19 protein-coding genes are annotated in these 20,152 nt (G+C 62.7%); 11 read left to right on the forward strand and 8 right to left on the reverse strand.

Annotation, left to right across the window (positions count from 1 at the left end; genetic code table 11):
• Nucleotides 1–47 precede the first annotated feature (47 nt).
• Nucleotides 48–533 carry a GFA family protein gene (locus HYE77_RS27715; protein WP_177070006.1) on the reverse strand — a complete coding sequence of 162 codons (486 nt, stop codon included), beginning with the start codon at nt 531–533 and terminating at the stop codon, nt 48–50.
• Nucleotides 534–567: 34 nt separating this feature from the next.
• Complete coding sequence (locus tag HYE77_RS27720) at nt 568–1,479, reverse strand: LysR family transcriptional regulator (RefSeq protein WP_177029124.1); 912 nt, start codon at nt 1,477–1,479, stop codon at nt 568–570.
• A 202-nt stretch (nt 1,480–1,681) separates the two neighbouring features.
• Here HYE77_RS27720 and HYE77_RS27725 point away from each other — a divergent pair, with 202 nt between their 5' ends.
• From HYE77_RS27725 to dctM, 8 genes are all read left to right on the forward strand, one after another.
• Complete coding sequence (locus HYE77_RS27725; RefSeq protein WP_177070008.1) at nt 1,682–2,500, forward strand: MaoC family dehydratase N-terminal domain-containing protein; 819 nt, start codon at nt 1,682–1,684, stop codon at nt 2,498–2,500.
• A 31-nt stretch (nt 2,501–2,531) separates the two neighbouring features.
• Complete coding sequence (locus HYE77_RS27730) at nt 2,532–3,695, forward strand: acyl-CoA dehydrogenase family protein (RefSeq protein WP_177042153.1); 1,164 nt, start codon at nt 2,532–2,534, stop codon at nt 3,693–3,695.
• A gap of 10 nt (nt 3,696–3,705) precedes the next feature.
• Entirely contained in the window at nt 3,706–5,055 is a 1,350-nt protein-coding gene (locus HYE77_RS27735; protein ID WP_177070010.1) for an MmgE/PrpD family protein, read from the forward strand.
• A 9-nt stretch (nt 5,056–5,064) separates the two neighbouring features.
• The gene (locus HYE77_RS27740; RefSeq protein WP_177070011.1) at nt 5,065–6,261 is read left to right on the forward strand and encodes a CaiB/BaiF CoA-transferase family protein; all 1,197 of its coding nucleotides are present in this window, start codon (nt 5,065–5,067) and stop codon (nt 6,259–6,261) included.
• Nucleotides 6,262–6,275: 14 nt separating this feature from the next.
• Entirely contained in the window at nt 6,276–7,091 is an 816-nt protein-coding gene (locus HYE77_RS27745) for a CoA ester lyase (RefSeq protein ID WP_003215055.1), read from the forward strand.
• A gap of 222 nt (nt 7,092–7,313) precedes the next feature.
• Nucleotides 7,314–8,297 carry a C4-dicarboxylate TRAP substrate-binding protein DctP gene (gene dctP, locus HYE77_RS27750; protein WP_003215057.1) on the forward strand — a complete coding sequence of 328 codons (984 nt, stop codon included), beginning with the start codon at nt 7,314–7,316 and terminating at the stop codon, nt 8,295–8,297.
• A 175-nt stretch (nt 8,298–8,472) separates the two neighbouring features.
• Nucleotides 8,473–9,105, forward strand: coding sequence for a TRAP transporter small permease (locus tag HYE77_RS27755; protein WP_003215060.1), 633 nt, complete (start codon nt 8,473–8,475; stop codon nt 9,103–9,105).
• Nucleotides 9,105–10,385, forward strand: a complete 1,281-nt coding sequence (gene dctM, locus HYE77_RS27760) for a C4-dicarboxylate TRAP transporter large permease protein DctM (RefSeq protein WP_003215062.1) — start codon at nt 9,105–9,107, stop codon at nt 10,383–10,385. Before HYE77_RS27755 ends, dctM begins: the two co-directional genes overlap by 1 nt.
• A 74-nt stretch (nt 10,386–10,459) precedes the next feature.
• Here the strand turns inward: dctM and ampC are convergent, their stop codons facing one another.
• Nucleotides 10,460–11,614, reverse strand: coding sequence for a class C beta-lactamase (ampC, locus tag HYE77_RS27765; RefSeq protein WP_008436247.1), 1,155 nt, complete (start codon nt 11,612–11,614; stop codon nt 10,460–10,462).
• A gap of 133 nt (nt 11,615–11,747) precedes the next feature.
• Here ampC and HYE77_RS27770 point away from each other — a divergent pair, with 133 nt between their 5' ends.
• Nucleotides 11,748–12,623, forward strand: a complete 876-nt coding sequence (locus HYE77_RS27770) for a LysR family transcriptional regulator (RefSeq protein WP_177009468.1) — start codon at nt 11,748–11,750, stop codon at nt 12,621–12,623.
• 191 nt (nt 12,624–12,814) lie between these two features.
• Nucleotides 12,815–13,708 carry a LysR family transcriptional regulator gene (locus HYE77_RS27775; RefSeq protein ID WP_177070013.1) on the forward strand — a complete coding sequence of 298 codons (894 nt, stop codon included), beginning with the start codon at nt 12,815–12,817 and terminating at the stop codon, nt 13,706–13,708.
• Here HYE77_RS27775 and HYE77_RS27780 read toward each other — a convergent pair whose 3' ends face one another.
• The 3 genes from HYE77_RS27780 to HYE77_RS27790 form a co-directional block, all read right to left on the reverse strand.
• On the reverse strand, nt 13,709–14,284 hold the full coding sequence (locus HYE77_RS27780) for a DUF1349 domain-containing protein (protein WP_177042158.1): 576 nt from the start codon (nt 14,282–14,284) through the stop codon (nt 13,709–13,711). It abuts the gene before it with no gap.
• Nucleotides 14,285–14,356: 72 nt separating this feature from the next.
• Nucleotides 14,357–15,859, reverse strand: a complete 1,503-nt coding sequence (locus HYE77_RS27785; protein WP_087695002.1) for an APC family permease — start codon at nt 15,857–15,859, stop codon at nt 14,357–14,359.
• Entirely contained in the window at nt 15,856–17,118 is a 1,263-nt protein-coding gene (locus tag HYE77_RS27790) for an aspartate aminotransferase family protein (protein WP_087695004.1), read from the reverse strand. Before HYE77_RS27790 ends, HYE77_RS27785 begins: the two co-directional genes overlap by 4 nt.
• 224 nt (nt 17,119–17,342) lie before the next feature.
• Between HYE77_RS27790 and HYE77_RS27795 the strand changes: the two genes are divergently transcribed.
• A complete protein-coding gene (locus HYE77_RS27795; RefSeq protein ID WP_102604955.1) occupies nt 17,343–18,527 on the forward strand; it encodes a DUF2252 family protein in 1,185 nt (394 codons plus the stop codon).
• Nucleotides 18,528–18,667: 140 nt separating this feature from the next.
• On the opposite strand, the gene yghX is transcribed toward HYE77_RS27795, so the two are convergent.
• Together yghX and HYE77_RS27805 are read right to left on the reverse strand one after the other, a co-directional pair.
• Nucleotides 18,668–19,555 carry a YghX family hydrolase gene (gene yghX, locus HYE77_RS27800; protein WP_063029644.1) on the reverse strand — a complete coding sequence of 296 codons (888 nt, stop codon included), beginning with the start codon at nt 19,553–19,555 and terminating at the stop codon, nt 18,668–18,670.
• A 44-nt stretch (nt 19,556–19,599) separates the two neighbouring features.
• Nucleotides 19,600–20,094, reverse strand: coding sequence for a PaaI family thioesterase (locus tag HYE77_RS27805; protein WP_003215081.1), 495 nt, complete (start codon nt 20,092–20,094; stop codon nt 19,600–19,602).
• Nucleotides 20,095–20,152 lie beyond the last annotated feature (58 nt).

Genomic DNA, 20,152 nt, shown 5'->3' on the forward strand with positions numbered 1-20,152 from the left:
CAATCTCAGCCATCACCCAAATAACGGATATTCACTCACTTAATCAATCAACCCAGCCCCAACCGCTCATGCCACTCGGCAATCGACTCCTTTGGATACTCCTCAAACTCCAGGTCCCCCGCGCGAACACTCACCTCAACCCACGGCGCCTTCGACCCCAGCATCAAATGCGTATGCTCCGGTGGCACCGGCAACGGCGTATCAATCGCCGAAGCAAACGGATGAATCAACTCCGGCCACTGCGGACTGAACAACCACAACCCCGACCCACACTGCGAACAAAAATGCCGCTCAGCCGTACTCGCATGCGCCCGGCTATCCCCCGGCTCTTTCATCCGCGCGTGATAAATCGAAATCAACTTGCGCCCCCGCACCTTGAGGCTCCTGGCATCCCCCCCAAGGTTGATCGCATACCCGCCACCCCCCTGGGTCTTGCGACAAATCGAGCAATAACACCGCTGATAAGGGTAGGGATGCGCACTCTCAAGACTGAACGAAACCGCGCCGCAATGGCAGGAACCTTCAAGCTGCATGACCAGATCTCCTTCGCAAAAGGGCAACGTTAGCTTAGGCGCCCGGCAGCCGGGGCGGTTCCATCTCGGGCATCAAGGTCGCGATCAACGCCCGAATCGTCCCCGGCAACGCCTCCAGTTCCCGCACCAGAATACTGCGCTCGCGCACTGCCCAAACTTCATCCAGCTTCACCGTCACCAGTTGCATGGTCCGGCTGTGCCGCACGGCGGCCGACTCGGGAATGATGCCGATCCCCACGCCCGCCTCAACCATCCGGCAGATCGCCTCGAAGCTCGACATTTGAATGCGCAACGACAAGTGCTTGCCCAGCCGCTCCACATGCTCACGCAGGAAACTCAGCAACGTGCTGCCGTCATGCAAGCCGATATGTTGATAAGCCAGGGTTTGCTCCAGCGTCACCGAAGGCAGGCTCGCCAGCGGATGCCCCACCGGTACCGTCAGCACCAGGTGGTCGGTGCTGAAGTGCAGCACCTGCAAACCCGACGCTTCCACAGGCCCGGCGATGATGCCCATGTCGCTGGTGCCATCCAGCACGCCCCGCACGATGTCCCGTGACAGCCGCTCCTGCAGGTCCACCGTCACGCCGGGTCGCTGGGACAGGAAGCCGGCCAGCACCTCCGGGAGAAATTCGGTCACGGCGGTGGTGTTGGCAAAAATGCGGATATGCCCGGCCGAGTCGATGCCGTATTGGGTGAACTCGCTTTTCAGGTAATCCACCTGGCGCATGATCAGCCGCGCATGGTGCAGCAGCCGTTCGCCCGCCGGGGTAATTTCCACACCACGGCTGTCGCGGTACAACAGGCGGGTGTCGAGCTGGCCTTCCAGGGCCTTGATCCGCGCACTGGCGGCGGCCGGTGAAAGGAACGCGCGCTTGGCGCCCTGGGTCAGGCTGGGGGATTCGGCGATATGGATAAACAGGCGTAAGTCAGCCAGATCAAAGTGCATGCAAGGCTCCGGGGCAGCGACGAAGAACCCATGTGGGAGCAGGCAAGCCAGCTCCCTCATTGATCATCCGGGTTCTTGAGATCTTTTTATGGGCGATGGCGTTCAGCATAGCCGAACGCTGCTTTATTGAAATGCAAATTCTCAGAACGGCCAGGGCCCAGCATGATCCGGTTCAGATTCCCTGCCCGAGGACATGCACTTGATGAGCGCCACAGACTGGATCGGCCGTAGCGAAACAGCCCACGACCACTTGAGCCACAACCTGCTCAAACGCATCGCCGCCACCTTTGGCGAAGCGGCACCGGCAGATGGCGAGCCGGTTCCGCCCTTGTGGCAATGGTGCTTTTTCCAGGACCCGCTGCCCGAATCCGCCCTGGGCGGTGACGGTCATCCGGCCCGTGGCGGCTTCCTGCCGCCGGCCGATAATCGCAACCGCATGTGGGCCGGCGGGCGCATCGAGTTCTTCCATGCATTGCGTGCCGGTGAGGCCGCCACCCGCGTTTCGACCATCACCCGGGTGGAAGAAAAAACCGGTCGCACCGGCTCGTTGTTGTTCGTCACCGTGCGCCACGACTATTCCCAGGACGGCCGCCTGGCCCTGCGCGAAGAACAGGACATCGTCTACCGCGAACCCACGCCGCCCAAGCAGGGCAGTGGTGACGTGCTCCCCGAAGGCGCCTGGCGTGAAGCGGTCGACCCGACGCCAACCCTGTTGTTCCGCTACAGCGCCGTGACCTTCAACGGCCACCGCATTCACTACGACTACCCCTATGTCACCGGCACCGAAGGTTATTCGGGGCTGGTGGTGCACGGTCCGCTGATCGCCACCTTGAGCCTGCGCGCATTTTGCCGCGCCAACCCCGCGGCCACGTTGCGCCGTTTCTCGTATCGCGGCGTGCGCCCGTTGATTGCCCCGCAAGCCTTTGAAGTGGGCGGGCACATCACCGCGCCGGGCGTCGCGGAACTGTGGGCGGGCAACGCCGACGGCCTGGCCCAGCGCGCCGAACTGCATTTCGAATAAACCTCCAAGAACAACAGGCGGAGAGCCGTTAATGAACCCGAATGACAACGAAGAACTGAATGCCATCCGCGAAGGCGTGCGCGCACTCTGCGCCGAATTCGACGCTGCCTACTGGCGCAAGGTCGATGAAGAAAAAGGTTTCCCGGAAGCCTTCGTCAAGGCCCTGACCGACGCCGGCTGGCTGTCGGCAATGATCCCGGAAGCCTACGGCGGCTCCGGCCTGGGGCTGGCGGAAGCCTCGGTGATACTGGAGGAAGTGAACCGCTGCGGTGGCAACTCCGGCACCGTCCACGGCCAGATGTACAACATGTTCACCTTGCTGCGTCACGGCAGCGAAGCACAGAAACGCTTCTACCTGCCCAAGCTCGCCAGCGGCGAATTGCGCCTGCAGTCGATGGCCGTGACCGAGCCCACCACCGGCACCGACACCACCAAAATCAAGACCACCGCAGTCAAGCGCGGCGACAAGTACGTGATCAATGGCCAGAAAGTCTGGATCTCGCGGGTGCAGCATTCCGACCTGATGATCCTGCTGGCCCGCACCACGCCGTTGGCCGAGGTGAAGAAAAAATCCGAAGGCATGTCGATCTTCCTGGTGGACTTGCGGGAAGCCATCGGCAACGGCCTGACCGTGCAGCCCATCGCCAACATGGTCAACCACGAGACCAACGAACTGTTCTTCGACAACCTGGAGTTGCCGCTGGACAGCCTGATTGGCGAGGAGGGCAAGGGCTTCCGCTACATCCTCGACGGCTTGAATGCCGAGCGGACGCTGATTGCCGCCGAGTGCATCGGCGATGGCCGCTGGTTTATCGAGAAAGCCAGCGCCTATGCCCGCGACCGCGTGGTATTTGGTCGGCCCATCGGACAGAACCAGGGCGTGCAGTTCCCGATTGCCGAAGCCCATATCGAGATCGAAGCGGCTGACTTGATGCGCTGGCGTGCCTGTGAGGAATACGACAGCGGCGCCAATGCCGGGGCCAGCGCGAACATGGCCAAGTACCTCGCGGCCAAGGCTTCCTGGGAGGCGGCCAACGCCTGCCTGCAAACCCACGGCGGCTTCGGGTTTGCCTGCGAATACGACGTGGAGCGCAAGTTCCGCGAGACCCGCCTGTACCAGGTTGCGCCGATCTCCACCAACCTGATCCTGTCCTACGTGGCCGAGCATCTGCTCGAACTGCCACGCAGCTTCTGAGGGCCCGACCATGAGCCATACCCAAGCGCTGTGCCGGTTCCTCGCCGAGTTGAATTACGCACAATTGCCGGACGCCGTACTCGCCCGCACCGAAGACCTGTTCCTCGACTGGCTCGCCTCGGCGCTGGCCAGCAAGGGCGCGCATCCGATCCCGCTGTTCGAACGTTATGCCCGCAGGATGGGCCCGGCTGATGGCCCGGCGCAGATCATCGTCAACGGCGGCAGCAGCAGTGCCTATTTCGCCGCGCTGGTGAATGGCGCGTCGTCGCACCTGGTGGAGCAGGATGACCTGCACAACAGCTCGGTATTGCACCCGGCGACCGTGGTGTTTCCGGCGGCATTGGCGGCGGCGCAAGACCTCGGCAAGTCCGGTCGCGAACTGCTGCTGGCCTCGGTGGCCGGTTACGAAGCCGGGATTCGCATCGGCGAATTCATGGGCCGTTCCCATTACCGGATCTTCCACACCACGGCCACCGTCGGCACCCTCGCAGCGGCGGTGGCCGTGGGCAAATTGCTCGACTTCAACCAAGAGCAATTCATCAACCTGCTGGGCAGTGCCGGCACTCAGGCGGCCGGGCTGTGGGAGTTCCTGCGGGATGCCGCCGACTCCAAGCAACTGCACACTGCCAAGGCCGCTGCCGATGGTTTGCTGGCGGCGTATCTGACGGCGGACGGGCTGACCGGTGCGCGCAATATTCTGGAAGGTGATCAGGGGATGGCGGCGGGCATGTCCACCGACGCCGACCCAGGCAAATTGGCGGATCGCCTCGGCAGTCGCTGGGCGCTGCTGGAAACGTCGTTCAAGTTCCATGCTTCATGCCGACATACCCATCCGGCCGCCGATGCGCTGCTGGATCTGATGCAGCGCGAAGGGCTCCGCCATGAGCAGATCGCCCATGTGGAAACTCGCGTTCACCAGGGCGCCATCGACGTGTTGGGCCGGGTGACGCTGCCGCAGACCGTGCACCAGGCCAAGTTTTCCATGGGCACCGTGCTGGGGTTGATTGCCGTGCATGGCAAGGCCGGGCTGACCGAGTTTCACGAGCTGGCGCTGAGCGACGGGGACGTGGCGGCGTTTCGCGACAAGGTCTCCATGACCCTCGACGCCGAAGTCGACGGTGCCTATCCGCAGCGCTGGCTGGGCCGGGTCATCGTGACCACCGCCGATGGTCGCACCCTGCACGGCGCCATCGACGAACCCAAGGGCGACCCGGGCAACACCCTGAACCGCTCGGAGCTGGCCGACAAGTTCCAGCGCCTGACTCAATTCAGCGGCGCCCGCACACCCGCGCAAACCACCGGGCTGATCGAAAAAGTCTGGGACCTGCGCAACGCCACGTCCCTGGCTCACTGGCTTTAAGGAACTGTCATGACCGCTAATCAACGACCGCTGGACGGCATCACCGTTGTCAGCCTGGAACACGCGATTGCCGCACCGTTCTGCACCCGCCAGTTGGCCGACCTGGGCGCGCGGGTGATCAAGATCGAACGTCCCGGGGCGGGCGACTTTGCCCGGGGCTATGACGAGCGCGTGCGCGGCCTGGCCTCGCATTTCGTGTGGACCAACCGTTCCAAGGAAAGCCTGACCCTGGACCTCAAGCACGACAATGCCGGGGACATCCTGGAAACCCTGCTGGCCGATGCCGATGTGCTGGTGCAGAACCTCGCACCGGGCGCGGCCGCGCGCATGGGTTTGTCATTCGAGGCGCTGCATGAGCGCTTCCCGCGGCTGATCGTCTGCGACATCTCCGGCTATGGCGAGGGTGGCCCGTATGAAAAGAAAAAGGCCTACGACCTGCTGATCCAGAGCGAAGGCGGCTTTCTCTCGGTCACCGGTGGCCCGGGTGAAGACCAGATGGCCAAGGCCGGCTGCTCCATCGCCGATATCTCCGCCGGTATGTACGCCTACAGCGGCATCCTCTCGGCGCTGCTGCTGCGGGGCAAGACCGGGCAGGGCAGTCGCATCGACGTCAGCATGCTGGAAAGCCTGGTGGAGTGGATGGGCTACCCGATGTATTACGCGTTCGACGGCGCGCCCCAGCCACCGCGCGCGGGTGCGGCGCATTCGACGATCTACCCCTACGGGCCGTTTCCCACCGGCGACGGCGGCACGGTGATGCTCGGGTTGCAGAATGAGCGGGAATGGGCGGCGTTCTGCGACAAGGTGCTGCTTACCCCGGAATTGGCCACCGACGAGCGTTTCTCGGCCAACTTCAAGCGTTCGGAAAACCGCGACGTGCTGCGCCAGATCATCGTCGACCGTTTTGCGCAGATGAGCGCCGAGGGCGTGATCCAGCGCCTGGAAGACGCGCAAATCGCCAGTGCACGAGTCAACGACATGCAAGGCGTGTGGGACCACCCGCAGCTCAAGGCCCGGGACAGTTGGCGTGAAGTCGACAGCCCGGCGGGCAAATTACCGTCGTTGCTGCCACCGGCACGCAATGCCGCGTTCACCCCGCGGATGGATGCGGTGCCGGGGCTGGGGCAGCACAGCCAGGGGATTCTCGACCAACTGGGTTACTCCGCTGAAGCCATCGACGGCCTGCGTATCCGCGGCGTTATCTGACAAGGAATCGAACGATGCCAACCTCTCTTGTGCGCTCTGCGCTGTTTGTACCGGGCAGCCGACCGGAACGTTTTGCCAAGGCCCTGGCCAGTGGCGCCGATGCAGTGATTGTGGATTTTGAAGACGCGGTGGAAGAGCCGCTCAAGCGTCAGGCCCGGGACAACCTCGGGGTGTTTTTGCAGGCGACGCCGGCGGCGCGGGTGTGGGTGCGGATCAACGCGCCGGAGCATCCCGAGCATTTTGCCGATGTGGCGTTCTGTCAGGCCCACGCCGGGGTCGCAGGGGTGTTGCTGCCCAAGGTTGAAAGTGCGGCCCAGGTGGCCGTGGTGGCTGCAACGGGCAAGGCTATCTGGCCGATTATCGAGAGTGCGCGGGGTTTGCTGGCGGTGGCGGAAATCGCCCATGCGCCGCTGGTGGAGCGCCTGTCGTTTGGTGGCCTGGACCTGGCGCTGGACTTGAACCTGAGCAGCGGCTCCCCGGCCGCGCAATTTGCCCTCGACCAGGCTCGCCTTGCCTTGATCGTGCATTCCCGCGCCGCCGGGCTGGTGGCGCCGCTGGACGGCGTGCACCCGGCCATCGACGACCCCGAAGGCCTGCGCCGTTCGATTCGGCATGCCTATGAAATGGGCTTTGCCGGCGCGCTGTGTATCCATCCCAAGCAGGTGGCGGTGATTCACCAGGCGTTGGCACCCAGTGCCGAGGATCTGGCCTGGGCCAAACGGGTGGTGGATGCCGGTGCCCATGGGGCCGGGGCGTATCAGCTGGACGGGCAGATGGTGGATGCACCGGTGTTGTTGCGGGCCCAACGATTATTAGCCGCGCAACCGTAGAAATGTGGGAGCGGGCTTGCTCGCGAAAGCGGTGGGTCAGCCAGTGCATCCGGTGACTGGCACACCGCTTTCGCGAGCAAGCCCGCTCCCACATTGGATCTCTGTCGTTTGCAAAATCGGCGTTCGTCCACGCCGAACGCAGGTATCTAAAATTCGAAATTCTCTATACGCGTGACATCAGGCACCTTGCCCTATAACACAACAATAAGAAGGTGATTTTCCATGCTCAAGCTTTCTCGGGCGCTGTTCTGCGCCGCCACCTTGTTTGCCGCGGGCCTGGCCCAGGCGGCCGACCCCATCGTGATCAAGTTCGCCCACGTGGTCGCGGAAAACACCCCCAAAGGCCAGGGCGCCCTGCTGTTCAAGAAGCTCGCTGAAGAACGCCTGCCCGGCCGGGTGAAAGTCGAGGTGTACCCCAACTCCTCGCTGTTCGGCGACGGCAAGGAAATGGAAGCGCTGCTGCTGGGCGACGTGCAGATGCTGGCGCCGTCCCTGGCCAAGTTTGAGCAGTACACCAAGCAAGTACAGATCTACGACCTGCCGTTCCTGTTCAACGACCTGGCGGCGGTCGACCGTTTCCAGGCGGCCCAGGGCAAGGCGCTGCTGACCTCGATGCAAGACAAGAACATCCTCGGCCTGGCCTATTGGCACAACGGCCTCAAGCAACTGTCGGCGAACAAGGCATTGCGAGAGCCCAAGGATGCCCGTGGCCTGAAATTCCGCGTGCAGGCCTCCAGCGTCCTGGAAGAGCAGTTCAAGGCGATCCGCGCCAACCCGCGCAAGATGAGTTTTGCCGAGGTGTACCAGGGCTTGCAGACCGGCACCGTCAATGGCACCGAGAACACCTGGTCGAACTATGAAAGCCAGAAGGTCAACGAAGTGCAGAAGTACTTCACCGAATCCAACCATGGCCTGATCGACTACATGGTGATCACCAACGCCAAGTTCTGGAACGGCCTGCCGCCGGATGTGCGCACCACCCTGGACCAGGTCATGGTTGAAGTCACCGTCGAGGTGAACAAGCAGGCCGAGGCGCTGAACCAGTCGGCCAAGCAGAAGATCATCGACGCCAAGACCAGCGAAATCATCGAACTGACGCCGGAGCAACGCCAGCTCTGGCGCGAAGCCATGCGCCCGGTGTGGCAGAAGTTCGAAGGTGAAATCGGCGCTGACCTGATCAAGGCGGCCGATGCGTCGAACCAGTAATTTGGAGAGCACCGAGATCAAATGTGGGAGCGGGCTTGCTCGCGAATGCGGTGTATCAGTCACCGAATGCATCAACTGAAAGACTGCATTCGCGAGCAAGCCCGCTCCCACATGTTGATCCGGTTCCCGCCTCCAAGCCTTGCACACACCTATCTCCGCTTCGCGAGGTTTTGCCATGCAAACGCTAAGGCGCGTCTGGGAGCACCTGGAGGAAGGCTTTATCGCCATCCTGCTGGCCGCCATGACCCTGGTGACTTTTGTCTACGTCATGCTCAACAACATCTACACCCTGTTCTTTGCCCTCGCCGACAAGTGGGCGTGGAGCAGCGGTTTCTTCAACGCCCTGGGTGACCACACCATGGGCTGGGCCCAGGACATGACCTGGAGCGTGGCGCTGACCAAGGCCATGTTCGGCTGGCTGATTTTCTTCGGCATCTCCTACGGCGTGCGCACCGCCGGCCACTTGGGCGTGGACGCGCTGGTCAAGCTGACGCCGCGCCGGGTGCAGCGCCTGCTGGGCATGCTGGCTTGCCTGTGCTGCCTGGCCTACGCCGGGTTGTTCATGGTTGCCAGCTACAAATGGCTGAGTGCGGTCACCACCGCGCACATCGGCGCCGAAGACCTCGACAAGTTCGGCATCGACGTCGACGACATCGTGGTGATCGTGCCCATCGGCTTTGCCCTGGTGTTCATCCGCTACCTGGAAATTTTCTACCGCATCTTCACCCACCGCCAAACCGGGCTGGGCCTGGCCGACGAAGCCGGTGAAGCCAGCAAGTTGGCCGGCAGCCATGAGGAGCGTCACTGATGGCCGTTCTGTGTCTGTTTTTGCTGCTGTTCGTGTTCATGTTCCTCGGTGTGCCCATCGCGATTTCCCTGGGGTTGTCGGGCGCGGTGTCGATCCTGATGTTCAGCCCTGACTCGGTGAGTTCCCTGGCGATCAAGCTGTTTGAAACCTCGGACGCCTATACCTTCCTGGCGATTCCGTTCTTCCTGTTGTCGGGTGCGTTCATGACCACCGGTGGCGTGGCGCAGCGGCTGATCGACTTTGCCAACGCCTGCGTCGGGCATATCCGCGGCGGGCTGGCGATTGCGGCGGTGCTGGCATGCATGCTGTTTGCCGCACTGTCGGGCTCCTCGCCCGCGACAGTGGCGGCGGTGGGTTCGATTGCCGTGGCGGGCATGGTGCGCTCGGGCTACCCGAAGGAATTCGGCGCCGGGATCATCTGCAACGCCGGTACCCTGGGCATCCTGATTCCGCCGTCGATCGTGATGGTGGTGTACTCGGCCGCCACGGAAACCTCGGTGGGCAAGCTGTTCATGGCCGGGGTGATTCCGGGCCTGCTGCTGGGCTTGATGTTGATGGTCGCGATCTACATCGTCGCGCGCATCAAGAAACTGCCGGCCCAGCCACGGGCGACCTTTCGCGAGTGGCTGACCTGCGCCCGCCGGGCATTCTGGGGCCTGTTGCTGCTGGTGATCATCCTGGGCGGGATCTACAGCGGCATGTTCACCCCGACCGAAGCGGCGGCGGTGGCGGCGGTGTACTCGGCGTTTGTCGCGCTGTTCATCTACAAGGACATGAAGATCAGGGATTGCCCCAAGGTGCTGCTGGAGTCCGGGCGCCTGGCGATCATGCTGATGTTTATCATCGCCAACGCCATGCTCTTCGCCCACGTGCTGACCACGGAGCAGATTCCCCAGGAAATCACCGCGTGGGTGATCTCCGAGGGCCTGACGCCGATTGGTTTCCTGATCATGGTCAACGTGGTGTTGCTGGTGGCGGGCAGCTTTATGGAGCCGTCGGCGATCGTGCTGATCCTGGCGCCGATCTTTTTCCCGATTGCGATGAAGCTGGGGATCGACCCGATTCACCTGGGAATTGTGATGGTGGTCAACATGGAGATTGGCCTGGTGCATCCGCCGGTGGGGTTGAACCTGTTTGTGACCTCGGCAGTGACCGGGCTGACGCTGGGGCAGACCATCCGCGCGGCGTTGCCGTGGCTGATGATCCTGCTGGTGTTCCTGATCATGGTGACTTACCTGCCGTTCATATCGCTGGCCTTGCCGCATTGGCTGGGGATGTAAACCCAACTTGAATCACGCCACAAAACAATGTGGGAGCGGGCAAGCCCGCTCCCACATTTGAGGTGTGCAGGGATTTATTTATCCATCGCACTCAAGATCGCATGGGCCACTTTTACCCGTTCGGCATTCGGGTAGTTCTTGTTCGCCAGGATCACCACCCCCAGGCCTTTGCTCGGCACGTACGCCACGTAGGCGCCAAAACCACCGGTGGCGCCAGTCTTGTTCACCAGCGTGTCGGCATGGGGCGCTTGCGGTGGTGTCAGCCAGTTGACCTTGTGGGGCTGAAAGGCCATTTGTGCCGAGTTGCCTTCCGTCAATGCATCCAGCGTGATTGGGTAGGGGTACATCTCCCAGCCGAGGCCCTGGGTCATGCCATCCACCGTGTAGTAGCCGGTGTGGGTTGCGGCAATCGCCTGTTGCAGCGGCTTCTCCAGCTTCGCCGGGTGCATGTTCACTTCAACGTACTGAATCAGGTCCGAGGTGCTGGTCTTGATGCCGTAGGCCTCGGCGTCCAGGGCGCCAGGCCCTACACGCACCGGTTTGCCGGCCTTGTCGTAACCCTGGGCGTACAGGTTCATTTGTGACTTGGGTACGCTGATAAAGGTGTGCTTGAGGCCGAGTTTCGGCAGCAGGGTCTGCGCCATCAACCGGTCAAACGGCTGGCCCAGGCTTTGCGCTGCCAGGTGGCCGAACAAGCCGATGCTCGGGTTGGAATACAGGCGTTGCGTGCCGGGAGCGAAGTCCGGTTTCCAGTGCTGGTAGTAGCTGATCATCTTGCCGGCGTTATCGGACTCATCGGGGAATTGCAGGGGCAAGCCACCTGCGGTGTAGGTGCCGAGGTTGAGCAGACTGATGTGGTCAAACGTGTCGCCGCGCAATGCCGGCAGGTATTGGCTGGCCGGGTCCGACAGCTTCAGCTTGCCGTTGGCCAGGGCATAGCCGGCGAGGGTGGCGGTGAAGGTCTTGCTCACCGAGCCGATTTCAAACAGGGTGTTTTCGGTGACGGGCTGCTTGCTCTCCTTGCTGGCAACGCCGTAGTTAAAGTATTGCGCCTTTCCGTTCTGTACGATCGCCACCGACAGGCCGGCGATGTCCTGTTGCTGCATCAGGGGCTGGACCGTACTGTCCACGACCTGGCGCATGTCGGTAGCCGCCATGCAGTTGCCTGCGCCGAGCAATAAGGCGAATATCGCGGTGTTGCGCACGGTTGGAAAAAGGGATGTGTACATGATGACGTGACTTCCATGAAGGTGATCGGGTGAATACCGTTGCCTGCGCAGGCGCCGCAAATCTAGGCAGTTTGTGATCCCGCGGCAAACGATGATATCTCGCAACAGCCATTAGAAAAATTAGGGTCAAGCCATGCTCCGTTCCCATTTGCCACTCAACGCGCTGCGAGCCTTCGAGGCGTCTGCGCGGCATTTGAGTTTTACCCGGGCGGCGATTGAGTTGTGCGTCACCCAGGCGGCGGTCAGTCACCAGGTGAAAAGCCTGGAGGCCCAGCTCAATGTCACGCTGTTCAAACGCCTGCCCCGGGGCCTGATGCTCACCAGCGAGGGCGAGACCCTGCTGCCGGTGTTGCGCGAATCCTTCGACCGGATAGCTCAAACCTTAGGCCAGTTTGAAGGTGGGCATTATCGCGAAGTATTGACGGTAGGCGCGGTGGGCACCTTTGCAGTGGGCTGGCTGTTGCCGCGGCTTGCGGATTTCCAGGCGCGCTACCCGTTTATCGACTTGCGCCTGTCCACCAACAACAACCGCGTCGATGTGGCGGCCGAAGGCCTGGATTACGCAATCCGGTTTGGTTCCGGCGCGTGGCACGGCACCGAGGCGTGCCAATTGCTGGAGGCGCCGCTGACGGTGCTGTGCGTGCCGCAACTTGCCCGGCAATTGCAGACTCCGGCGGACCTGTTGAAGCACACGCTGCTGCGCTCATATCGTGCGGATGAGTGGACGCAATGGTTCCAGGCCGCGGGATTGCCAGCCGACACGCTGGTGCCGCGCAGTATCGTTTTCGACTCGTCCCTGGCGATGATGGAGGCGGCGCTGCAAGGGGCGGGGGTGGCCCTGGCGCCGGCGATGATGTTCAGCCGGCAGTTGGCGACGGACGTGATTCGCCAGCCGTTCGAGATCGGCATCACCACCGGCAGTTATTGGCTGACGCGCTTGCAGTCACGGGCCGAGACGCCGGCGATGCTGGCGTTCAAGACCTGGTTGCGTGAAGTGGTCATGCACTGAGGTTGGGTCGACGCTGTGGCGAGGGAGCTTGCTCCCGCTGGGCTGCGTAGCGGCCCCAAAGAAGCGACGGTGTTAGTTCAGCAAGAACGCGGCGGATGGTTTCAGGGGCGCTGTGCAACCCAGCGGGAGCAAGCTCCCTCGCCACAGGTTATTCTCCCACTCGGTCTGCCCATTGATCATAAGAGGCTGCAATGCAAACTTCCGGCGTAGACATCCGTCAACTCAAGGCCTTCGTGGTGGTGGCCGAGGAGCTCAGCTTCGTGCGCGCCGCGACCCGCCTGCATGTCTCGCAACCGGCGCTGTCCCAGACCATCCGCCAGTTTGAGGCGCTGCTGGACGTACAACTGTTCCAACGCAACACCCGCAACGTAGCACTGACCGAAGCCGGCCTGGCCTTGCTGGTAGAGGCGCGGGAAATCGTCAATGGCGTAAGCCGCCTGGTACGCACCGCCCACGAACATGCACGCGGCGTACGCGGCTCATTGAATATCGGCTTCCTGATCGGCGCGGGTGTGGACTTGATGCCGCAAATCCTCAGCGTGTTCGCCAAGCGCTACCCGGAGATCGAACTGGTGGTGCGCGAGTATGACTTCGGCTCGCCCCATGCCGGGATCGACGAGGGCATGGACGTGTCGGTGCTGCGCCCGCCACTGGGCCTGCCGGACATCGAGTTGCACACCCTGGTGACCGAACCCTGCGTGGCGTGCCTGGCGTCCAGCCACCGGTTGGCCGGGGAGAGCAGCGTGAGCATCTACGACGTACTGGATGAGCGGATCATTGCTGCACCGGGAGTGGGCGTGTGGCGCAGTTTCTGGACCGCCGACGCGTACCGCGATGGCCAGCCGGCGCGGATCGTCCATGAAGCTTCGACGGTGGAGACCGAGTTGCAGGCGGTGGCGTCGGAGCGCGGGATCAGTATCACCGCGCTGTCCACCGCACGTTTTTATGCACGGCCCGGCCTGGCCTTCCCGGTGATCAGCGATATGCCGATGTGTGAAGTGGCGGTCGCCTTGCCGCCACAACCGAGTGTGGCGGCGCGCAACTTTGCCGAGTTGGCAATGGAAGTGGCGAGCAGCCGGGGTTAGTCAGGACAGGTCGTGCAGGGATTTGCCGTTGGGCGCACTTACCTGAAGCTCGGAAAACTCCACCTCCAGCCCGCCACGTTCCGGCGTGCAGCAATAAGGCCCCACCTGATACGACGCAGCCACGGGGAACGGCGCCAGGCGCACCAATGGCCAGCTCACACCATCCACCGACACCTGCACGCGCAGCACGCCCTTGGCCACGGTGGCGCGAATCCAGAACGCCTCGGGATCACCCGGGAACACACCGGTGGCCCAGTCCGACACACCATCGGTCAATACGCTGCTCAACAGCGTCACACCGTCGGACAGTTCCGCACCGATCTTCACCCAATGGGCTTCATCCACCCGCACCATCAACCCGGCCTGGTCATACAGGTGGGTAAACGCACTGTGGATTTTGACTTGGGCGGTAAAGTCGCCGTCGGTTTCAACAAACAGGAAATGCCCGTTGTCGCGCACAAAACCATAGTGGGTTTCTCGCCAGAAATCGGTGCTGGCATCGGTGCGCACCTTGAGGCGCTGGCCTTCTCGGCTCCATTGCTGGGGTTGATTGAGCCAACTGGCCTGTTCAAACATCGGGAAGCTCCTTGAAGGTGACAAGACAAAACCCCGGCGCCCGGGGTTTTGTTGTTTGGCTGCAATCAGCGGCTAGTGGTCGAGCAATTTGCCGCTCGGCCCGGCGGTGCCATTGTTAAGGCGCGTGCGCAGCGAAAACAACCACCACAGCACGCCGACCCCGAGTGTAACCCCGGTGGTGATGGCGCCGGTGTGGCTTTCTTCGGGCACGCTCAGGGTCAGGATCACCGCGATGGCCCACAGGCCGCCGAGGACGATCATCGGCAACAACCACTTGCCCAGGCTGAACACCCCCGCAGGCGCCCCCGGCATCCGGCCATTTTTATAGGCCAGGTACGCGGCAATCAGCGTCAGCAGGTAGGTGCAGTAGTAGGTCAGGCCGACCATCGAGTAGATCGCCGTGACAAACCCGCCGCTCGCCAGGTTCAGCAGCACGGCAATGGCGGTGATCAGCACGATGGCGGCGACCGGCGTACCGAAGTGCGGGTTGATCTTCGCCAGCACCTTGGAGCCCGGCAGCATGTTGTCCCGGGACAGGGCGAAGGTCATACGCGTGGCCACCGCCATGTTGGCGATCAGGCAGGCGAGGATCGAGGCGAAGGCGATCACGATCATGCCCACGCCGGCGGCGTTGCCCAGTTGCAGGCGCACGATATTGATCACCGGGTTTTCGCTGTGGCTGAGCAGCTCGCTGACCGACCCCGGGATCGCAATGCTCAGCAAGGCGAACACCACGAAGCCCAATACACTGGACACCAGCACCGCACGAATCATCGCCCGGGGCGCGGCGCGGCGTGGGTCCTTGGTTTCTTCGGACAAGTCGGCGGCGCCTTCCCAACCCAGCAGCACCGAGACCGGCAGCAAGGTGGCGAGGGCGAGGGTGGTGAAGCTGAGGGTGCCGCCGCTCACCGGTTGTGCCGAGGTCAGGATCGCCACGCCCTGGGTGTGCTCGAAGAAGAAAAACACCCCGAAGAACAACGCAATCGCCAGCAGCACCGTGCCGATGATTTCGATGATCGCGCCGATGTCGTTGATCCGCGTGGCCAGGCGAATCCCGCAGATGTTCAGCAGGCCTACCACCAGCGTGGCACCGATGCTCAGGCCCTGGATCTGGCCCTGTGTCGGGTTGGCCCAGATCTCCGGCGCGAACACCGTGCCGATGGCCGCCGAGGTGGCGGCTGTACCGGCGACAAACGAGGTGAACGCGACCCAGCCGGTAAACCAGCCGAAGTGATTGCCCGCCAACCGGCTGGACCATTGGTAGGCGTAGCCGGTAAGCGGAATGCGCCCGGCCAGGTGGCAGTAGACCATGACGATACAGCACACCAGCGGGATCACCAGCAGCCACAAAAGGATGCCGATACCGCCGACGCGGTTGAACGGGTCGGCGAACAGCGTGACCACCCCGGTGTTGATCGAGACCATGGAAAAGGCCAGGGCAAACGAGGTGAACGAACTCATGGTGCGGTGCATCTTTTGCTCGTAGCCGAGGCTGGCCAGGTCGGCGTCGTCGCTGGACAGCGGGGCCTGGGCATTCGGCGGGGCGGTCACGGTGTTTTCAACGAATGTGCTCATGGCCGTTGCTCCTCGATGATGCCGATCACCTCGTCCAGCACATCGAGGGCCTTGGCCAGCAACGGGCGTTCGATATCCAGCGGAGGCTTGACCTTGATCAGGTTACCCAGCCCGGCGTAGCGGCTTTCGCCAAACAATACGCCGCGCTCCACCCCAAGGCGATACACCTCCTGGGATTCGCGGCAGGCCGGTTCCTTGGTGGTGCGGTCCTTGACCAGCTCGATGGACGCCATCAGCCCGGGGCAGCGCACGTCGCCGATCAGCGGGTGGCGGGTTTGCATGTCCTTGAGGCGTGCGGTGATGTAGTCGCCGGAGTCGCGGGCTTTTTCGCAGAGGTTGTCGGCGACGATCGCTTCCACCGTGGCGTAGCCGGCGGCCAGCGAGACCGGGAAGTGGCCGAAGGTCAGGGCTTCTTCACCTTCGTCGAACCACTTGAGCTTGTCATCGGCGAGGATCCCGGCCAGCGGGAAGCCGCCGCCGACGCCTTTGCCGAACACGATGATGTCGGGCAGCACGTCGTAATAGTCCGCAGCGAACATCGTGCCCATGCGCCCGAAACCGGTCTGCACTTCATCAAAAATCAGCAGCACGCCGAGGCGGTCGCAGATCTCGCGCACGCCTTTGTAGTAGGAGCGGGGGAACTCGATATGCCCGCCATTGCCCTGGATCGGTTCCATCATCACTGCTGCCACGCCACCGTCGACGCCCTTGAGGATGGTTTCTTCCAGCAGGCCAAGGCACAGCTGCGACTCGGTTTCCGGGTCCATGCCCAGGCGCGTGCGGTACGGGTTGGGGTGGGGGACGCGGGTGAAACGTGGCTGGATCGCCAGGAACGGATTGTTCGGGTGCGGCCAACTGGCGCCGAGGGTGGCCAGGGAGCGGCCGTGGTAGCCGTCCTGCAGCACCAGCAGGTTCTGTGCGCCGGGGCGGTTCTTGAAAGCCAGTTTCATCGCCATTTCACCGGCGAGGCTGCCATGCAGGGCAAAGCCCATCTGGTTGAGGGCGCCCGGGGAGACTTCCCGCAGCTTCTTCACCAGCCGGGTGTGGGCCGGTGAGCCAAAGTTGGGGCGGATGTGAGTCATTTCGCGCAATTGCGCAACGGCGGCTTCCACCACCCGGGGGTCATTGGCCCCCAAATTGTTCGACCAGGCCTGGGCGGTACAGTCGATGTATTCCTTGCCCTGATCGTCCCATACCAGCGAGCCTCGGGCCTTGACCAGGTTGATCTTGGCGGGTGCGGTGTTCATCACTTCATTCATCTGCGTTATCTCTTTTGTTAGGGCGGCAGTGTTTGGGGATGTGTGCAGTTAGGGTTGTGACTCGCTGCATCGAGTTGACCCGATGCTAGTCCCGGAGACGGGAGGAATAGAAAGACCGATTGCAGTGGGATTGATTGGCGTGGCTTATTAATAGAATCCTCTGAAACAAAATGAAACATTTGTCGCGGGCCAGCCTCTACCGTATCTCCACGACGAGTACTTCTATGAAAATTCCGCGTCCCTCTTCGCGAATGCCCCACCTCACGCAACTGCGCAACCTGAAGATGGCGCGCTCCGCCCACGCCTATGTGCGGGGCAGTACGGTTCAGTTTTACGAGTGGCTGCACAGCCAGCGCGGCCGGCGCTTGCCCCACGGGCCGGCGATCTGGATCTGCGGCGACTGCCACGCCGGTAACCTTGGGCCCACGGGCGATACCAAGGGCCGGATCGATATGCATATCCGTGACCTTGACCAGGCGGTGATCGGCAATCCGGCCCATGACCTGGTGCGCCTGGCCTTGTCCCTGGCCACCGCTGCGCGGGGTTCGGACCTGCCGGGGGTGACCACCGCGCGCATGCTTGAAGAGATGATGGTGGGCTACGCGCAGGCGTTTAAAGACAAGCCCGACGAGGCACCGCCGCGCCCGTCCCAGGTCAAGGCCGGGATGCGCAGTGCGGTGGAGCGCACCTGGAAGAATCTGGCTCGCGAACGTATTGAAAACACCCGGCCGACGATTCCATTGGGCAAGCATTTCTGGTCGTTGTCGCGGGCAGAAAAGTCCGCCCTTGAAACGTTGTGCGCGTCGGATGAAATCCACCGGCTGGTGACTTCGCTCAAAGGCCGCTCCAACGACGCCGAGGTTGAGCTGCTGGACTCGGCCTATTGGGTCAAGGGTTGCAGCTCCCTTGGGTTGCTGCGGTATGCGGTGTTGCTGGGAGTAGGGGACAAGTCTGATCAGGAATACTGCCTGCTCGACATCAAGGAAGCGGTAGGCGCTGCGGCGCCGCGTGCGGCCCGGGCAAAAATGCCTCGGGATAACGGCCGGCGGGTGGTGGAGGGCGCGCGGCACCTGTCACCGGCGTTGGGGGAGCGAATGTTGGCCACGCGGTTTCTGGATCACGGGTTTTTCATCCGCGAACTGCTGCCCCAGGACATGAAGCTGGAGCTGGATGAGCTGAGCGAGATTGATGCGATGCACGCGGCCGGGTACCTGGCGCGGGTGGTCGGCGTGGCCCATGCGCGGCAGATGGACCGGGATACGCGCAAGGATTGGATGGCGCTGTTGCAAGAGAATCGCTCCAGGCAACTGGATGCGCCTTCGTGGCTGTGGACCAGTGTGGTGCAGTTGGTGGGGAGCCATGAGGAAGGGTATTTGAATCATTGCCGGCGGTATGCGCTGGAGCACTGACCTCAAGAAAGCTGAAAGTCCCCTGTGGGAGCGGGCTTGCTCGCGAAAGCGGTGGATCAGTCAAACATCAGCTGACTGACACACCGCGTTCGCGAGCAAGCCCGCTCCCACATGAGTTGGGTGGTGTTTTGGAGGGCGGGTTACACCAGGTATTTCTTGAACCAGCCCAACGTCCGCTCCCACGCCAGATTCGCCGCCGCCTCGTCATACCTCGGCGTCGAATCGTTGTGGAAGCCGTGATTGGCGCCCTTGTAGATAAACGCCTCATAGGTCGTGCCGGCCGCCTTCAACGCTTTCTCATACGCCGGCCAGCCCTCATTGATCCGCGTATCCAGCTCACCGTAATGCAACATGATCGGTGCCTTGATCCGTGGCACATCCTTGGCTTCCGGCTGGCGCCCATAAAACGACACCGCCGCACCCAGCTCCGGATAAGCCACCGCCGCCGCATTCGTCACGCCGCCGCCATAACAGAACCCGGTAATGCCCACCTTGCCGGTGCTTGCATCGTGGTGCATCAACCATTCGATGGCCGCGAAAAAGTCGTTCATCAGCTTCTCGGGATCGACTTTCTGTTGCAACTCCACACCTTTCTCATCGTTGCCGGGATAGCCGCCCACCGAGGTCAGGCCATCCGGCGCCAGGGCAATGAATCCGGCCTTGGCCAACCGACGGGCGACGTCTTCGATATACGGGTTCAACCCCCGGTTTTCATGCACCACCACCACCGCCGGCACCTTGCCGCTGGCCTTGGCCGGGCGCACCAGGTAGCCGCGCACCGTGCCGTTGCCCTTGGGTGACGGGTAGGTGATGTAGTCGGCGACGATATCCGGGTCGGTGAATTTCACCTGCTCGGCCAGGGCGTAGTTGGGACTCAGGGCGGCGAGCAGGGCGGAGGCCGTCAGCCCGCCGAAGGTGAACAGTGCTGCGCGGTCGAGAAATTCCCGGCGGTTGATCTTGCCGTGGGCGTAGCCGTCGTAAAGCTCCAGCAGTTCAGGGGCGAAGTCTTTGGCGGTCAGACGAGTCATCGGTAGCGTCCTCGATTAGCGGTGGGACTGAATGTAGACCAGTATCAGGCTTCCCGGCCATGGGCCGCGGCGGCCAGTTGCCCGGTGTCGACCCTCACGAAGACCGAATCGCCAATCGCCGTCAGCACGCCATCGGCGTACACCTCGCACACCACGCGGCTTTTGCGCCCCACGTCACCTTCGACTCTTGCGCGCAAGGTCAGCGGCACGCCCATCGGTGTCGGCTTGATGAATTTGATTCCCAGGTTGCCGGTGACGCAGTCGATACGCGGCAGGCTGCCGGGTTCGCGTTGCTCGGACCGGTAGTGGTAGGCCATGGCGGTCCAGTTCGAGTGGCAGTCCACCAGCATCGCGATCAGACCGCCATAGACCAGGTCTGGCCAGCCGCTGTATCGGGCGTCGGGCTGGTGCTCGGCGATCACGTGGATGCCGTCGGCGTCCCAGCGGCTCTTGATGTGCAGCCCGTGGGGGTTGCTGCTGCCGCAGCCATAACAGACGCCTTCGGGGGCGGTGGTGTCTTGCAGGGAAAGCGCGGGCATCGTGGCTCCTTGTTGTTTGGGTTCCGTCGAGGCACGAGCCTAATGCCAGGCGCGTGAA

It is taken from the genome of Pseudomonas sp. IPO3774 (genome assembly GCF_013386835.1).
Lineage (GTDB): Bacteria > Pseudomonadota > Gammaproteobacteria > Pseudomonadales > Pseudomonadaceae > Aquipseudomonas.

What these genes read in the sequence shown, in the direction of transcription:
- HYE77_RS27745 (WP_003215055.1), top strand. Translation starts at nt 6,276, where the DNA reads ATGCCAACCTCTCTTGTGCGCTCTGCGCTGTTTGTACCGGGCAGCCGA.
- dctM (WP_003215062.1), top strand. Translation starts at nt 9,105, where the DNA reads ATGGCCGTTCTGTGTCTGTTTTTGCTGCTGTTCGTGTTCATGTTCCTC.
- HYE77_RS27720 (WP_177029124.1), bottom strand. Translation starts at nt 1,479, where the DNA reads ATGCACTTTGATCTGGCTGACTTACGCCTGTTTATCCATATCGCCGAA.
- HYE77_RS27785 (WP_087695002.1), bottom strand. Translation starts at nt 15,859, where the DNA reads ATGAGCACATTCGTTGAAAACACCGTGACCGCCCCGCCGAATGCCCAG.
- HYE77_RS27725 (WP_177070008.1), top strand. Translation starts at nt 1,682, where the DNA reads ATGAGCGCCACAGACTGGATCGGCCGTAGCGAAACAGCCCACGACCAC.
- HYE77_RS27730 (WP_177042153.1), top strand. Translation starts at nt 2,532, where the DNA reads ATGAACCCGAATGACAACGAAGAACTGAATGCCATCCGCGAAGGCGTG.
- HYE77_RS27775 (WP_177070013.1), top strand. Translation starts at nt 12,815, where the DNA reads ATGCAAACTTCCGGCGTAGACATCCGTCAACTCAAGGCCTTCGTGGTG.
- yghX (WP_063029644.1), bottom strand. Translation starts at nt 19,555, where the DNA reads ATGACTCGTCTGACCGCCAAAGACTTCGCCCCTGAACTGCTGGAGCTT.
- HYE77_RS27795 (WP_102604955.1), top strand. Translation starts at nt 17,343, where the DNA reads ATGAAAATTCCGCGTCCCTCTTCGCGAATGCCCCACCTCACGCAACTG.
- HYE77_RS27735 (WP_177070010.1), top strand. Translation starts at nt 3,706, where the DNA reads ATGAGCCATACCCAAGCGCTGTGCCGGTTCCTCGCCGAGTTGAATTAC.
- HYE77_RS27740 (WP_177070011.1), top strand. Translation starts at nt 5,065, where the DNA reads ATGACCGCTAATCAACGACCGCTGGACGGCATCACCGTTGTCAGCCTG.
- HYE77_RS27770 (WP_177009468.1), top strand. Translation starts at nt 11,748, where the DNA reads ATGCTCCGTTCCCATTTGCCACTCAACGCGCTGCGAGCCTTCGAGGCG.
- HYE77_RS27780 (WP_177042158.1), bottom strand. Translation starts at nt 14,284, where the DNA reads ATGTTTGAACAGGCCAGTTGGCTCAATCAACCCCAGCAATGGAGCCGA.
- HYE77_RS27805 (WP_003215081.1), bottom strand. Translation starts at nt 20,094, where the DNA reads ATGCCCGCGCTTTCCCTGCAAGACACCACCGCCCCCGAAGGCGTCTGT.
- dctP (WP_003215057.1), top strand. Translation starts at nt 7,314, where the DNA reads ATGCTCAAGCTTTCTCGGGCGCTGTTCTGCGCCGCCACCTTGTTTGCC.
- HYE77_RS27715 (WP_177070006.1), bottom strand. Translation starts at nt 533, where the DNA reads ATGCAGCTTGAAGGTTCCTGCCATTGCGGCGCGGTTTCGTTCAGTCTT.
- ampC (WP_008436247.1), bottom strand. Translation starts at nt 11,614, where the DNA reads ATGTACACATCCCTTTTTCCAACCGTGCGCAACACCGCGATATTCGCC.
- HYE77_RS27790 (WP_087695004.1), bottom strand. Translation starts at nt 17,118, where the DNA reads ATGAATGAAGTGATGAACACCGCACCCGCCAAGATCAACCTGGTCAAG.
- HYE77_RS27755 (WP_003215060.1), top strand. Translation starts at nt 8,473, where the DNA reads ATGCAAACGCTAAGGCGCGTCTGGGAGCACCTGGAGGAAGGCTTTATC.